Source organism: Streptomyces sp. 1114.5 (genome assembly GCF_003635085.1).
In the GTDB taxonomy this organism is placed as follows: domain Bacteria; phylum Actinomycetota; class Actinomycetes; order Streptomycetales; family Streptomycetaceae; genus Kitasatospora.
Window position 1 is genome coordinate 952,254 of record NZ_RBXE01000001.1, and the last position, 15,821, is coordinate 968,074.

6 protein-coding genes, 3 rRNA genes and 1 pseudogene are annotated in these 15,821 nt (G+C 68.0%); 1 reads left to right on the top strand and 9 read right to left on the bottom strand.

Going from position 1 to position 15,821, the window contains the following annotated elements:
• Positions 1-170 precede the first annotated feature (170 nt).
• The 9 genes and pseudogenes from BX285_RS04135 to BX285_RS04180 form a co-directional block, all read right to left on the bottom strand.
• Positions 171-614, bottom strand: coding sequence for an NUDIX hydrolase (locus BX285_RS04135; RefSeq protein WP_398900905.1), 444 nt, complete (start codon positions 612-614; stop codon positions 171-173).
• Positions 615-705: 91 nt separating this feature from the next.
• Complete coding sequence (locus BX285_RS04140; RefSeq protein WP_121174485.1) at positions 706-1,794, bottom strand: CHAD domain-containing protein; 1,089 nt, start codon at positions 1,792-1,794, stop codon at positions 706-708.
• Between the two features lie 121 nt (positions 1,795-1,915).
• On the bottom strand, positions 1,916-4,093 hold the full coding sequence (locus BX285_RS04145; protein WP_097236713.1) for an RNA degradosome polyphosphate kinase: 2,178 nt from the start codon (positions 4,091-4,093) through the stop codon (positions 1,916-1,918).
• Positions 4,094-4,457: 364 nt separating this feature from the next.
• Positions 4,458-5,459, bottom strand: coding sequence for a mycothiol synthase (gene mshD, locus BX285_RS04150; RefSeq protein ID WP_121174486.1), 1,002 nt, complete (start codon positions 5,457-5,459; stop codon positions 4,458-4,460).
• 72 nt (positions 5,460-5,531) lie between these two features.
• Positions 5,532-5,648: ribosomal RNA gene (gene rrf / locus BX285_RS04155) — 5S ribosomal RNA — on the bottom strand.
• A 71-nt stretch (positions 5,649-5,719) separates the two neighbouring features.
• Positions 5,720-8,840: ribosomal RNA gene (locus tag BX285_RS04160) — 23S ribosomal RNA — on the bottom strand.
• Positions 8,841-9,117: 277 nt separating this feature from the next.
• Positions 9,118-10,641, bottom strand: a 16S ribosomal RNA gene (locus tag BX285_RS04165).
• The 16S, 23S and 5S rRNA genes sit together here, the layout of an rRNA operon.
• Before the next feature lie 566 nt (positions 10,642-11,207).
• Positions 11,208-12,512 (bottom strand): annotated as a pseudogene (locus BX285_RS04175) (SpoIIE family protein phosphatase); the annotation flags it as partial.
• A gap of 190 nt (positions 12,513-12,702) precedes the next feature.
• The gene (locus tag BX285_RS04180) at positions 12,703-14,148 is read right to left on the bottom strand and encodes an NAD(P)/FAD-dependent oxidoreductase (RefSeq protein ID WP_121177229.1); all 1,446 of its coding nucleotides are present in this window, start codon (positions 14,146-14,148) and stop codon (positions 12,703-12,705) included.
• 478 nt (positions 14,149-14,626) lie between these two features.
• On the opposite strand from BX285_RS04180, the gene BX285_RS04185 reads away from it, so the two are divergent.
• Positions 14,627-15,577: a TetR/AcrR family transcriptional regulator gene (locus BX285_RS04185; RefSeq protein WP_306458861.1), complete on the top strand. Its 951-nt coding sequence runs from the start codon at positions 14,627-14,629 to the stop codon at positions 15,575-15,577.
• Positions 15,578-15,821 lie beyond the last annotated feature (244 nt).

Below are 15,821 nucleotides of genomic sequence, written 5' to 3' on the forward strand. Positions count from 1 at the left end.
TCCGGGGCCCGTGCGGCCCTCCGGTGGTCCCGAAGTTAGGCCGAGTAAGTGACACGACAGCCGGTCGCAAGTGAACGGCGAGTGAACCTCGAAAGGATGACAGGAAACTACGTCAGGTAGTAACGGTTGCGTCACGGCGAGAGCGCGGCGGGATCACTTCCACCGTTCCTTCACCGGCGGAACCCCTCCGTCCGCACCGGCTTCGCCCCCAGCATCACCAGCAGGGCGTCGACCAGCAACCGGTCGTGGTCGTACGTGAGCCGCGCACGGGCCTTCCCGGCCGGCAGCCACTCCAGCCGGTCCACCTCGCGGTTGGGCCGGAAGGCGCCCGTCGACGGCACCGCCGCCCAGTACCGGACCTCCTTCGGACGGCCCTGCACCCGGTAGTGCTGGGCCGGCAGCTCGGGGCCGAGCAGGCAGCGGAACCCGGTCTCCTCCCACACCTCGCGCAGCGCCGCCTCGGCCACGCCCTCACCGGGGTCGAGCTTGCCCTTCGGCAGGCTCCAGTCGTCGTACTTCGGCCGGTGGATCAGCGCGATCCGGGGCCGCCCAAGCCGGCCGCTCTTCTTCAGCCGGCCCGGCACCCACAGCACCGCGCCCGCCGCCAGGATCACCGGGGCGCGGCCGGTCGGGGGCGTGGACGGGCTGGTGGTGGTGCTCGTGGGCGTGCTGCCCGTGGGCGTGGTGCCCGGGCGCTCGCCCACCTCAGACCGTCCTCGGGACGGCGGGGTGCCCCCAGCCCTCCGCCGCGGACAGGTCCGGCCAGCCGTCCGGGCCGGGCTGGAGGTCGGGCCACCGGCGGCCGAAGGCGTACCGTGCCGACTCCACCTCCAGCCGCTGGTCGGCGTGCACCACGCCCAGCACGTACGCCGTCGCCGGGGTGATCCGCGGGGTGCGCGCCGCGGTGGCGGCGGTGACCGCGGCGTCCGCCGCCTCCTGCTGCCGGGCCAGCACCGCGTCCAGCTCGTCCAGCTCGGACGCCGGACGGCCGCACACCTCCAGCGCGTACCGGGCGCGCTTGACCAGGATCCGCAGCCGCGACCAGGGCGCGTCGTCGGCCGCCAGCGCCGCATCCGCGTCCACTGCGCCGCGGGCCGCCGGCACCGCGCCCAGCCGGCGCAGCCCGTCCCCGCCGTACGGCGTCGCGGCCCGGTGCAGCGGCAGCTGCGCGGCGGTCGCGGACAGCGCCGCGAAGGCGGCGGCCGCCTGCGGCAGCAGCACCGCCGGCGCCCGGCCGCCCGCCGATTCCAGCAGCGGCGCCTCGCCGACGAGCAGCGTCATCCGGTCCGCCAGCGCGTGCAGCCGGGCCGAGCGGAGCTCCTGGAGCACCGTGGAGTGCGCCCGGGTCCTGGCCAGGGTGAGCTGGCGGTCCAGCAGCGCCCGCGCCTTGGGCGCGCCCGCGTGGCCGGCCAGCATGCCCGCCCCGTCCGGGTCGGTGCCGCTGAGCGAGTCCAGTGCGCCCAGCAACCGGGCCGAGCGGCGGACGTACCCGGGCTCCAGCGCCAGCAGGTTCAGCAGCCAGCGCAGCTCGGTGCGCGACTCCTGCGCCCAGACAGGCTCGAAGACCGCGCCGAAGGTGTGCAGCAGCCCACCGATCCGCCGGACGGCCCGCAGCAGGTCCGAGGTGCCCGCCGCCGGGACGACCGAGGCCGTCCCGGGTCTGGCGCCGACCTCCCCCACCGCCAGCGGCAGGGCGCGCAGGAAGGCGCCGGCCTGGGCGGTGAGGTGGCGGGAAAGGATGTCCCCGGCGGTCGCGGTGGAGGCCGCCTGGGCCGTCATCGGCGCATCGGTCATGGCGTGGTAGATCCCCGTTCCCCCGGGGCCGTCCCCCGGAGCTGGTGGCCGACCGCCGGAGTGGCTGCCCGTGAGAGTGTGGCAGGCGCGCCGCCCCGGCGGCTTCGCATCAGTGGACGCGTCAGCGCGAGGTGGCGGCCCGGCGGCGCTGGCGCGAGTCGATCAACAGATCTTGGACGTGCCGCAGCGGCCGGCCCTCGGCGTCCTGCGAGCGGCGGGTCCAGGCGCCGTCCGGCCCCAGGTGCCAGGACTGCGTCTCGTCCGACACCCCGAGGTCGATCAGCCCGGACAGCTCGGCGCGGTGGGCCGGATCGGTGATCCGCATCAGCGCCTCGATCCGGCGGTCCAGGTTGCGGTGCATCATGTCGGCGCTGCCGATCCAGACCTCCGGATCGCCGTTGTTGCCGAACACGAACACCCGGGAGTGCTCCAGGAAGCGGCCCAGGATGCTGCGGACCCGGATGTTCTCGCTCAGCCCCGGAACACCGGGACGGATCGCGCAGATCCCGCGCACCCAGACGTCCACCGGCACCCCGGCCTGCGAGGCCCGGTACAGCGCGTCGATCACGGCCTCGTCGACGATCGAGTTGACCTTGAGCTTCACGTAGGCCGGGCGGCCCGCCCGGTGGTGGGCGATCTCGTTGTGGATCCGCGAGACCAGCCCGTCGCGCAGTCCGCGCGGGGCGGTCAGCAGGCGGCGGTAGGACTCGCGGCGCGAGTAGCCGGAGAGCCGGTTGAAGAGGTCCGAGAGGTCGGCGCCGACCTGCGGGTCGGAGGTGAGCAGGCCCAGGTCCTCGTACAGCCGGGCCGTCTTCGGGTGGTAGTTGCCCGTCCCCACGTGCGAGTAGCGCCGCAGGGTGTCGCCCTCCTCGCGGACCACCAGCGACAGCTTGCAGTGCGTCTTCAGCCCGACCAGGCCGTAGACCACGTGGCAGCCGGCTTCCTCCAGCTTGCGGGCCCACTTGATGTTGGCCTGCTCGTCGAAGCGTGCCTTGATCTCGACCAGGACCAGCACCTGCTTGCCGGACTCGGCCGCGTCGATCAGCGCGTCCACGATCGGCGAGTCACCGGAGGTCCGGTACAGCGTCTGCTTGATCGCCAGGACGTCCGGGTCGGCGGCGGCCTGCTCCAGGAAGGCCTGCACCGAGGTGGAGAAGCTGTCGTACGGGTGGTGCAGCAGGACGTCGCGCTCGCGCATCGCCGCGAAGATGTCCGGCTGGGAGGCCGACTCGACGTCGGTCAGCCCGCGGGCCGTACCCGCCACGAACTTGGGGTACTTGAGCTCCGGACGGTCCAGCTCGGCGATCCCGAACAGCCCGGTCAGGTCCAGCGGCCCGGGCAGCGGGAAGACCTCCGCCTCGGTGATGTTCAGCTCCCGCACCAGCAGGTCCAGGATGTAGGGGTCGATCGACTCCTCGACCTCCAGCCGGACCGGCGGGCCGAAGCGCCGCCGCATCAGCTCCTTCTCCAGGGCCTTGAGGATGTTCTCGGTGTCGTCCTCCTCCACCTCCAGGTCCTCGTTGCGGGTGACGCGGAAGGCGTGGTGGGCCAGCACCTCCATCCCCGGGAACAGCTCCTCCAAGTGCGCGCCCATGACGTCCTCCAGCGGGACGTACCGCTGGGGCGAGGCCTCCAGGAAACGGGCCAGCGACTGCGGCACCTTCACCCGGGCGAAGTGCTTGTGCCCGGAGACCGGGTTTCGCACCACGACGGCCAGGTTGAGCGAGAGTCCCGATATGTACGGGAAGGGGTGCGCCGGGTCGACCGCCAGCGGGGTCAGGACCGGGAAGATCTTCTGCCGGAACAGCGTGTGCAGCCGGGCCTGCTCCTTCTCCGCCAGCTCCGGCCAGCGGACCACCTCGATGCCCTCGGTGGCGAGGTCCGGCAGCACCTCCTGCTGGAAGGCGGCGGCGTGCCGGGCCATCAGCTCGCGCGAGCGGGTCCAGATCAGGTCCAGCACCTCGCGCGGCTGAAGACCCGATGAGCTGCGCTGGGCGACGCCGGTGGCGATCCGGCGCTTCAGGCCGGCCACCCGGACCATGAAGAACTCGTCCAGGTTGCTCGCGAAGATCGCCAGGAACTTGGCCCGCTCCAGCAGCGGTATCCCCGGGTCCTCGGCGAGCTCCAGGACGCGCTCGTTGAACGCGAGCCAACTGCGCTCGCGGTCCAGGAAGCGGCCCTGCGGCAAGGCTTCGAACTCCTGCTCGTCCGCGGTCGGCAGCTCCGGCGGGACCCCCAGCGCACTGGACATCCTGGCCGGCGGCGACAGCGGGGCAGAGACGGGGCGGGGGATGCTCATGGGCTCCAGCTCCTCCAGCAGCAGGACGGTGTCCGGACGCGTGTGGCTCTGCGGGCCGTCGCCCTCGCCCCGGACCGACCCCGGGAACAGCGCCCATCCGCCGGGCGCGGTCCGTACAGGACCGGCCGGCGTGTGGCGGTCGACTCTGCACGAGCGAGACACTACGGACTTCATCCTGTGATCTTCGCGGCAGCAATTGAATCCACGGTAAACACCGCATGGCCAGGAGGAAAGCTGAGTCGGTCGGAGCAAGGGGTGCTGCCGTCCCGTCCCTCGCCCGCGTCCGCTCGGGGTTCCGTCGGGGGCTGTTTCAGAGCGCCCCGTTCGCGTGGTTGGCCTGATTGGTCTGGTTAGCCCGGTTGACCTAGTTGGTCTGGTTGCTCTGGTTGCTCTGGTACCGGGCGCGGTACATGAGGTCCACCTCGTGAATGGTGAATCCCAGTCGTTCATATACCCGCACAGCGGCCGGATTGTCGGCGTCGACGTAGAGGAGTACGGTGCCGAGCCCGCGCTCGCCCGGACCGGAGCCGGTCAGGTGGCGCAGGCCCGCGGCGGTCAGCGCGCGGCCGAGGCCGCTGCCCTGCTCGGCCGGGTCCACCCCGACCACGTACACCTCGCCGAGCTGCGGCTCGGTGGCGGTGGCCGGGTGCACCTTGGTCCAGTGGAATCCGACCACCTTGCCGCCGCGGGTGGCGAGGAAGAAGCCGGCCGGGTCGAACCAGGGCTCGGCGATCCGCTCGGCCATGTCCTGCTCGGTCCAGGCCCCCTGCTCCGGGTGGTGCGCGAAGGCCAGCGCGTTCAGCCGAAGCCACTCGGCATCGTCCTCCCCCGGACGGAAGGTGCGGAGCTCGATCCCCTCGGGGACCACCACCTCCTCGGTCTGCGGACCGGTGCGACGCATCTGCCGCAGCTCGCGGACCAGCTCGGCGCCGTACGACTCGGCCAGGTGCCGGGCCGCCGGGTGGCCGCCGTGCACCCAGAAGTCCACCGCGTCCCGGCCCGCGCCGTGGGCCGCCGCCAGGACGGCGTCCACCAGCAGACGGCCCAGGCCCCGGCCGCGGGCGGCCGGGTCGACCACCAGCTCGGCGGCGGGGTTGGCGGTCGGGGCCTGCGGGACTTCGAGCTGGCCGTAGCCGAGGACGGCGTCGGAATCGGTTGTGGAGTCGGTGGCGGGGCCGGACTCGGTCTCGACGAGGTGGATGACGCCCGGGCGCGGTGTCTCCGCGGTCCGCAGCCGGAGTCGGCCCTGCTCGGACACGGCGGCCCGGCCGTCCACCGCCTGCGCCTCCGCCAGAACACGCAGAGCACCGTCGCGCTGCTCGGGCCGGAGCACATCGTTCGCAATGACCGCTGTCTGATCGTCCATGCACTGACGATACGTCACCGGAAATGCAAAGAACCCCTGATCCGAATGGATCAGGGGTTCTTCAGAAGAATTGTTCGGCGGCGTCCTACTCTCCCACAGGGTCCCCCCTGCAGTACCATCGGCGCTGTGAGGCTTAGCTTCCGGGTTCGGAATGTAACCGGGCGTTTCCCTCACGCTATGACCACCGAAACACTATGAAACTATCGACCCGCCGGCAGGGCGGTCGTTGTTTCAGAACAACACAGTGGACGCGAGCAACTGAGGACAAGCCCTCGGCCTATTAGTACCGGTCAACTCCACCCCTCACAGGGCTTCCATATCCGGCCTATCAACCCAGTCGTCTACTGGGAGCCTTACCCTCTCAAGGAGGTGGGAGTGCTCATCTCGAAGCAGGCTTCCCGCTTAGATGCTTTCAGCGGTTATCCCTCCCGAACGTAGCCAACCAGCCATGCCCTTGGCAGGACAACTGGCACACCAGAGGTTCGTCCGTCCCGGTCCTCTCGTACTAGGGACAGCCCTTCTCAACACTCCTACGCGCACAGCGGATAGGGACCGAACTGTCTCACGACGTTCTAAACCCAGCTCGCGTACCGCTTTAATGGGCGAACAGCCCAACCCTTGGGACCTACTCCAGCCCCAGGATGCGACGAGCCGACATCGAGGTGCCAAACCATCCCGTCGATATGGACTCTTGGGGAAGATCAGCCTGTTATCCCCGGGGTACCTTTTATCCGTTGAGCGACGGCGCTTCCACAAGCCACCGCCGGATCACTAGTCCCTACTTTCGTACCTGCTCGACCCGTCAGTCTCACAGTCAAGCTCCCTTGTGCACTTACACTCAACACCTGATTGCCAACCAGGCTGAGGGAACCTTTGGGCGCCTCCGTTACCCTTTAGGAGGCAACCGCCCCAGTTAAACTACCCACCAGACACTGTCCCTGATCCGGATCACGGACCCAGGTTAGACATCCAGCACGACCAGAGTGGTATTTCAACGACGACTCCACAACAACTGGCGTTGCCGCTTCAAAGTCTCCCACCTATCCTACACAAGCCGAACCGAACACCAATATCAAGCTATAGTAAAGGTCCCGGGGTCTTTCCGTCCTGCTGCGCGAAACGAGCATCTTTACTCGTAATGCAATTTCACCGGGCCTATGGTTGAGACAGTCGAGAAGTCGTTACGCCATTCGTGCAGGTCGGAACTTACCCGACAAGGAATTTCGCTACCTTAGGATGGTTATAGTTACCACCGCCGTTTACTGGCGCTTAAGTTCTCAGCTTCGCCCCACCGAAATGGAGCTAACCGGTCCCCTTAACGTTCCAGCACCGGGCAGGCGTCAGTCCGTATACATCGCCTTACGGCTTCGCACGGACCTGTGTTTTTAGTAAACAGTCGCTTCTCGCTGGTCTCTGCGGCCACCCCCAGCTCAAGGCGCAAGGCCCGTCACCAGGAATGGCCCCCCTTCTCCCGAAGTTACGGGGGCATTTTGCCGAGTTCCTTAACCATAGTTCACCCGAACGCCTCGGTATTCTCTACCTGACCACCTGAGTCGGTTTGGGGTACGGGCCGCCATGAAACTCGCTAGAGGCTTTTCTCGACAGCATAGGATCATCCACTTCACCACAATCGGCTCGGCATCAGGTCTCAGACTATGTGAACGGCGGATTTGCCTACCGTTCGTCCTACACCTTTACCCCGGGACAACCACCGCCCGGGCTGGACTACCTTCCTGCGTCACCCCATCGCTCACCTACTACCCCGTTGGGTCACCGGCTCCACCACGTCCCTTTGTCCGAAGACTCCGGGCCGGCTTCACGGGCTTAGCATCAAGAGGTTCAGCGTTGGCGCTTCAAAGCGGGTACGGGAATATCAACCCGTTGTCCATCGACTACGCCTGTCGGCCTCGCCTTAGGTCCCGACTTACCCTGGGCAGATCAGCTTGACCCAGGAACCCTTGGTCAATCGGCGCAAGAGTTTCCCACTCTTGTATCGCTACTCATGCCTGCATTCTCACTCGTATACCGTCCACGACTGGTTTCCACCGCCGCTTCACCCGGCACACGACGCTCCCCTACCCATCACAGCAGGCGTTGGCCCTCAATGCTGCAATGACACGACTTCGGTGATGTGCTTGAGCCCCGCTACATTGTCGGCGCGGAATCACTTGACCAGTGAGCTATTACGCACTCTTTCAAGGGTGGCTGCTTCTAAGCCAACCTCCTGGTTGTCTCTGCGACTCCACATCCTTTCCCACTTAGCACACGCTTAGGGACCTTAGTCGGTGTTCTGGGCTGTTTCCCTCTCGACCATGGAGCTTATCCCCCACAGTCTCACTGCCACGCTCTCACTTACCGGCATTCGGAGTTTGGCTAAGGTCAGTAACCCGGTAAGGCCCATCGCCTATCCAGTGCTCTACCTCCGGCAAGAAACACGTGACGCTGCACCTAAATGCATTTCGGGGAGAACCAGCTATCACGGAGTTTGATTGGCCTTTCACCCCTAACCACAGGTCATCCCCCAGGTTTTCAACCCTGGTGGGTTCGGTCCTCCACACGGTCTTACCCGCGCTTCAACCTGCCCATGGCTAGATCACTCCGCTTCGGGTCTTGGGCATGCAACTGAGTCGCCCTATTCGGACTCGCTTTCGCTACGGCTACCCCACACGGGTTAACCTCGCTACACACCGCAAACTCGCAGGCTCATTCTTCAAAAGGCACGCAGTCACGGCCCACCAGCAAGCTGATGAACGACGCTCCCACGGCTTGTAGGCACACGGTTTCAGGTACTATTTCACTCCGCTCCCGCGGTACTTTTCACCATTCCCTCACGGTACTATCCGCTATCGGTCACCAGGGAATATTTAGGCTTAGCGGGTGGTCCCGCCAGATTCACACGGGATTTCTCGGGCCCCGTGCTACTTGGGAGATGAGCAAGCAAGCCGTACAGATTTCGTCTACGGGGGTCTTACCCTCTACGCCGGACCTTTCGCATGTCCTTCGACTACCCATACGGTTTCTGACTCGCCCAGCCGCCGGCAGACGACTGAAGCTCATTCCCACAACCCCGCAATGGCAACCCCTGCCGGGTCTCACACCAAAACGGTTTAGCCTCATCCAGTTTCGCTCGCCACTACTCCCGGAATCACGGTTGTTTTCTCTTCCTGCGGGTACTGAGATGTTTCACTTCCCCGCGTTCCCTCCACACTGCCTATGTGTTCAGCAGCGGGTGACAGCCCATGACGACTGCCGGGTTTCCCCATTCGGAAACCCCCGGATCAAAGCCTGGTTGACGGCTCCCCGGGGACTATCGTGGCCTCCCACGTCCTTCATCGGTTCCTGGTGCCAAGGCATCCACCGTGCGCCCTTAAAAACTTGGCCACAGATGCTCGCGTCCACTGTGCAGTTCTCAAACAACGACCAGTCACACACCCTCAACAACCCGAACCGGGCTGCCTCAAGTGAGGCCGGCAACCACTGAGACAACGGTTACCCGTTCCCTCAGGACCCAACAACGTGCCCGACACAGTCAATCCCGGAAGCGTTCCACGCCGAAGCAGTACTAGCAGTCCGATCTCTTCCTGTGCCGAATAGTCAACGTTCCACCCATGAGCGAGCACTCCGGGACATTCGCCCGAAGCTGCTATGTGCTCCTTAGAAAGGAGGTGATCCAGCCGCACCTTCCGGTACGGCTACCTTGTTACGACTTCGTCCCAATCGCTGGTCCCACCTTCGACGGCTCCTCCCCTTACGGGTTAGGCCACCGGCTTCGGGTGTTACCGACTTTCGTGACGTGACGGGCGGTGTGTACAAGGCCCGGGAACGTATTCACCGCAGCATGCTGATCTGCGATTACTAGCAACTCCAACTTCATGGGGTCGAGTTGCAGACCCCAATCCGAACTGAGGCCGGCTTTTTGGGATTCGCTCCGCCTCACGGCATCGCAGCCCTTTGTACCGACCATTGTAGCACGTGTGCAGCCCAAGACATAAGGGGCATGATGATTTGACGTCGTCCCCACCTTCCTCCGAGTTGACCCCGGCAGTCTCCTGTGAGTCCCCATCACCCCGAAAGGCATGCTGGCAACACAGAACAAGGGTTGCGCTCGTTGCGGGACTTAACCCAACATCTCACGACACGAGCTGACGACAACCATGCACCACCTGTATACCGACCACAAGGGGGCGACTATCTCTAGCCGTTTCCGATATATGTCAAGCCTTGGTAAGGTTCTTCGCGTTGCGTCGAATTAAGCCACATGCTCCGCTGCTTGTGCGGGCCCCCGTCAATTCCTTTGAGTTTTAGCCTTGCGGCCGTACTCCCCAGGCGGGGAACTTAATGCGTTAGCTGCGGCACCGACGACGTGGAATGTCGCCAACACCTAGTTCCCAACGTTTACGGCGTGGACTACCAGGGTATCTAATCCTGTTCGCTCCCCACGCTTTCGCTCCTCAGCGTCAGTAATGGCCCAGAGATCCGCCTTCGCCACCGGTGTTCCTCCTGATATCTGCGCATTTCACCGCTACACCAGGAATTCCGATCTCCCCTACCACACTCTAGCCTGCCCGTATCGAATGCAGACCCGGGGTTAAGCCCCGGGCTTTCACATCCGACGCGACAGGCCGCCTACGAGCTCTTTACGCCCAATAATTCCGGACAACGCTCGCACCCTACGTATTACCGCGGCTGCTGGCACGTAGTTAGCCGGTGCTTCTTCTGCAGGTACCGTCACTTGCGCTTCTTCCCTGCTGAAAGAGGTTTACAACCCGAAGGCCGTCATCCCTCACGCGGCGTCGCTGCATCAGGCTTTCGCCCATTGTGCAATATTCCCCACTGCTGCCTCCCGTAGGAGTCTGGGCCGTGTCTCAGTCCCAGTGTGGCCGGTCGCCCTCTCAGGCCGGCTACCCGTCGTCGCCTTGGTAGGCCATTACCCCACCAACAAGCTGATAGGCCGCGGGCTCATCCTGCACCGCCGGAGCTTTCCACCCGAGAGCATGCGCTCCCGGGTCATATCCGGTATTAGACCCCGTTTCCAGGGCTTGTCCCAGAGTGCAGGGCAGATTGCCCACGTGTTACTCACCCGTTCGCCACTGATCCACCCCGAAGGGCTTCACCGTTCGACTTGCATGTGTTAAGCACGCCGCCAGCGTTCGTCCTGAGCCAGGATCAAACTCTCCGTGAATGTCTACCCGTAATCGGGCGGCACTCGCGTTGAGCGGCACGGCAACCACCGGAATAGGGTGATCCCGCGCACTGCGTCCTCGCTAGTGTTATTTCAAAAGGAATCTCCAACCCCAGGAAACCTGAGGCCGGGGATGTCAACATATCTGGCGTTGACTTTTGGCACGCTGTTGAGTTCTCAAGGAACGGACGCTTCCTTCGGACCGCCTTCCAGCGGACCCTCCGGGCTTCGTTCTTTCGTGTTCCCAGCTTATCAGATGATTTCCGCTCCGTTTCCGGGGCTTCGTTCATCCAACTCGCCGGTGTCTTCCGGGGCTTGACGCCCCGTCCGACGTTTCAAACTCTAGCCGATCCCCGCTTCGAAAAGCGAATCCAGCCGCAACCCGATAAAACGAACACGCCGAATAGCGCCGAGCCGCTGAGCGTAAAAACGCATGAACGACCCAGCCCGAGCCGGGAAGTGGTGTTTCGAAGGATTGGCTGCCCCGGGACCGTCCGCGCCGATGCGTGTCCGGTGCTCCCTGCCAGGCAGCTCGAAGAACACTAGACCTCGGGGATGGCCGAGTCAAGTCCCGGGTCCGGGCTCTCCTCGGCCGGCAGGTGGAAGGCCAGGACGGCGACGTCGTCGTCGTGTTCCGAGGTCACCCCCATAGCCCGCAGCAGCCGGGCGCAGATCACCTCGGGGGCGCCGACGGCGCCGGTGAGGGTGCGGGCCAGGAGGTCGAGGCCCTGGTCGATGTCCTCGTCCCGGCGTTCGACCAGGCCGTCCGTATAGAGGACGCCGGTCGTGCCGGGGAGCAGGCGCAGGGTGTGGGAGACGTGCAGGCCGTCGCCGGTGCCGAGCGGGGGGCCGTTCTGCTCCTCGCTGCGCAGGATGGTTCCGTCGGGGCAGCGCAGCATCATCGGGAGGTGGCCGGCGGAGGCGTAGGAGAGGGTGCGGCGCTGCGGGTCCCAGACGGCGTAGGTGCAGGTGGCGATCTGGTTGGCGTCGATCTCCATGGCCAGGCCGTCGAGCAGGCGCATCACCTCGTGCGGGGGCAGGTCGAGGCGGGCGTAGGCGCGGACGGCGGTACGCAGCTGGCCCATCACGGCGGCGGCCCGCAGACCGCGGCCCATGACGTCGCCGATCACCAGGGCCGTCCGCCCGCCGTCGATGGCGATGACGTCGTACCAGTCGCCGCCGACGGCGGCCTCGGCACCGCCGGGCTGGTAGGTCGCGGCGACCCGCAGGTCCGCCGGCTGGTCGAGCTTCTGCGGGAGCAGGCTGCGCTGGAGGGTGACGGCGGCTTCGCGCTGGCGGCGTTCGGCTTCGCGCAGGCGCGCGGCGGCGAGGACCTGGTCGGTCACCTCGGCGGCGAAGATCAGGACGCCGGAGGGCGGGCCTTCGGCGGGGGTGTCGGTGGTGTCGCCGGGACCGAGCGGGACGCAGGAGACGTTGTAGTAGCGGTTGCCGGTGAGGCCGAGGATGCACCGGGCCTTGACGCTGCGCGGGCGGCCGCCGCGAATGACCTGGTCCATCAGGGGCAGGACGCCCATGGTGCCGAGTTCCGGCAGGGCCTCGCCGGCGGGCAGGCCGGTGGGGCGTTCGCCGAAGAGGTCGCGGTAGGCGCGGTTGGCGTAGCCGAGCTGGTGGAGCGGGCCGTAGGTGACGGCGACCGGGGCCGGGATGCGGTTCAGGACCTCGCGCAGGTTCTGCGGTCTGTGCGGGTCGAGGAGTTCGGCGGCGGGGGTGGTGGGGCTGATCGGGTCGCGGGGGCTGGGGACGACGACACCGTCGGCGGAGGGCGCGCCCTCGTCGGTGCCGGTCCCGTCGGGTGGGGCGGCACGCCAGGGGGCTCCGGTGAGCCGGGCGCTCCAGCGCATGAGGTTCAAACGACGGCTGCTTCCTCGTTTTCCAGGCATATCATCACTTTTTGTGTACGCACCGGCACACGGGGTAATGACAAGGTCGGGCTGATCCTGTCAGGCGGAGGCCCGATTCCGGAAGTCGCGCGCCCGGCGTGGCCGCCCGAGAGCTCTCCGGCGCGCCTCGGCCGGGGTGGTCAGCGCGGAGCATCCGGCGTCACCGCGGAGCATCCGGCCGGTCGTCGGACGGACGGCCGGGCTTCGGGTCGAACCCGCCCTCGAAGGCCGAACGCGGGTGCTCCATCGCACCCAGCGAGACCGCCTCGCGCGAGAACACCCCGCCCAGCACCCAGTCCATCAGCACCCGCACCCGCCGCTCGGTGCTCGGCAGCCGCCGCAGGTGCCGCGCCCGGTGCAGCCACCAGGCCCGCCGACCGGTGAGCGTGCCGCCGCTCCGGGTGTGGGCGACGGCGCGGCGCGGGCCGAGCGAGGTCGAACAGGCGGCCGGGCCGGGCCGGTACGGGGCCAGGCCCGGCGCGTGCGGCCCGCCGTCCAGGGCGACCGCGATGTTGCGGGCGAGCAGTTCGGCCTGGGCGAAGGCGTGCTGGGCGTTGGGGGCGCAGGGGGCGCCGTCCGCGTTCGGGTCGGGTACGCCGGCGCAGTCGCCGGCCGCCCAGACGCCGGGCAGGGCGCGCCCGTCCGGCCCGACTGCCTGCAGGGTGGCCAGACAGCGGACCCGGCCGACGGTGTCCAGCGGCAGGTCGGTGTCGCGCAGCAACGGGGAGGGCCGGATGCCCGCCGTCCAGACCAGGGTGCGGGCGCCGAAGCGGCTGCCGTCGGACAGTGCGACGACCCGGTCGACGGCGGACTCCAGGGTGGTGCCCAGTCGGATGTCGACGCCGCGTTCGCGCAGCTCGCCGAGGGTGTGCCGGGCGAGTTCGGGCGACTCCTCGGCGAGGATCCGGTCGGTCGCCTCGACCAGCACCCAGCGCAGGTCCTCGGCGCGGACGTTGTGGTAGCCCCGTACGGCGGTGCGGGCCATGTCCTCCAGTTCCGCGAGCGCGCCGACGCCCGCGTAGCCGGCGCCGACGAAGACGAAGGTGAGCGCGGACTGGCGCAGCGCGGGGTCGCGGGTGGCGGAGGCGAGGTCGAGCTGTTCCAGGACGTGGTTGCGCAGGCTCACCGCCTCGCCGACGGTGGAGAAGCCGAGGCCGTGCTCGGCGAGGCCGGGCACCGGGGTCGTGCGGGAGACCGAGCCGGGGGCCACCACCAGGATGTCGTAGGGGAGTTCGACCGGTGCGGGCGGTTCGCCGGGGCCGGCGGCGTCGGCCAGGGCGCGGCGGGCGGCGTGCTCGATCGCGGTGATCCGGGCGGTGAGCACCCGGCAGGCCGGCAGGACCCGGCGCAGCGGGACGACCACGTGCCTGGGGTCGATCGAGCCGGCCGCGACCTCGGCGAGCAGAGGATGGTAGGTGAAGTAGGCCTGGGGCTCGACGACGGTGATCTCCACCTCGCCGCGCCGCAGCCGCTCCCGCAGGCCCCGCTGGAGGTGGAGCGCGGTGGCCGTCCCGGCGCAGCCGCCGCCGACGATCAGGATCCTGATGGTGCACCTCCTGCCGGTGTGACGTTTCGTCCCGGCCCCGCGGCCGGGGGTGTCCCCCATCACGCCCCCCTATGAAGGACCGGCGGGGGTGGTCTTGTCCACAGTCCGTATGGTGCGGGTTGCGACGCGAGTGACCGTCGTGGCCAGTTGTGCTTGCCAGGCGACTTTCTGACGCACTTTCGGCCGCGAAGAGCCGTGAACTATGGTCGGATTGTGTACTGGAGCGGCCGTCGCCATGACAATCGGCGGCGACGCACCGTGGAGCGGCCACTACGGCCAGTTCCAGCGTTGGCGTGAGAACCCGACTGGGCGGCAGTCATCCGGGGAAGGGTAGTTCCCGGACAGGGCCCCGGACGGTGCCGACGCGCCGAGCCGGACGTGGACCCGGCCCGGCGGCACGAACCGTGGTCACCGGAACCGGACGGGCGGCACGAGCGATGGGGCATCAGGTCATTTCTGACGGGCTGAGCTGCACCGGGGGGTGCAGGGGCGGGCGACGACAGGGTCCGGATTCGGACGCCTGCGGGGGAGAGTTGGGATGATGGAACAGGACCAGGTGTTGGGGCGGGCGGGTGCACCGCAGGCCGGACCGGGCATGGTGCCCGAGCAGCGCGGCCCGGTGGACCTGCCGACGCAGGCAGGAACTGTGCCGGTGGGACTGGCGCCGGTGGGCACGGCACAGGCGGGAATGGCACAAGCCGGCCTGGCGCAGGCCGGGGTGGCGCGGGCCGCCGTCCCGTACCGGACCGAGCCCGCCCCGGGCGCCGTGCCGGTGCCCGGGGCCCGGCTGCGGGTGGACGCCCGGCGGAACCTGGAGAGCGTGCTGCGGGCGGCCCGCGAGGTGTTCGGCGAATTCGGTTACGGCGCACCGATGGAGGAGGTCGCGCGCCGGGCCGGGGTCGGGGTGGGCACGGTCTACCGGCGCTTCCCGAGCAAGGAGGTGCTGGTCCAGCGGATCGCTGCCGAGGAGGTGGCCTGGCTGACCGCGCAGGCGCGGGAGTCGCTGTACGGCGGCGACGGCGCCTGGGAGGCGCTGGCCGGGTACCTGGCCCGGGCGGTGAGCAGCGGCGCCGGGCGGCTGCTGCCCCCGGAGGCGTTCCGGTACGCGGAGGAGCTGGGCCGGGTGCCCGAACAGCGGGCACCGCAACCGCCCGCCGCCGTCCGCTTCGACCTGCGCGGCGAGGAGGCCCGCTCCGGCGCGACGGCCGAGCCGTCGGCCGCCGACGCCGATCCGCGGCTGCTGCTGCAGCTGCTGGCCGCCCTGGTGGCGCGGGCCGGGGCGGCGGGCGAACTGCGGCCGGGCGTCACGGTGTCGGACGTGGTGCTGGTGCTGACGGCTTCGGTGCCGGTGCACGCCAGCCGTCCGTCGGTCTCGACCCCCGCGGCGAGCGGCTTCTCGCCGGTCTCCCCGCAGTCGGACGGTCAGCCGGCCGACGGGCCGTCGGACCGGCTGCTGCAGATCCTGCTGGACGGTCTGCGGGCGCGCTGAGACCCCCGAGGGGTGCGGCCCGCCCGCCCGGCGGGCAACGGCGTTGGACGGATCACCGGCGCGCGAAACGGGCGCGCGCGCCGGGTGCGGGCGTCGCACGACCCTTCGCCGCACGCTGGGCGAACACATCCGCGACGACCCCTCGGAAGAGTGGGGAACGGCCGGTCCGGCTACCGCCCGTCCCTGCGCTATGCCATCCTTTGCCCGTGGTTGGAGCCAATGTCCCGATGCGCGCCCTTCGCGC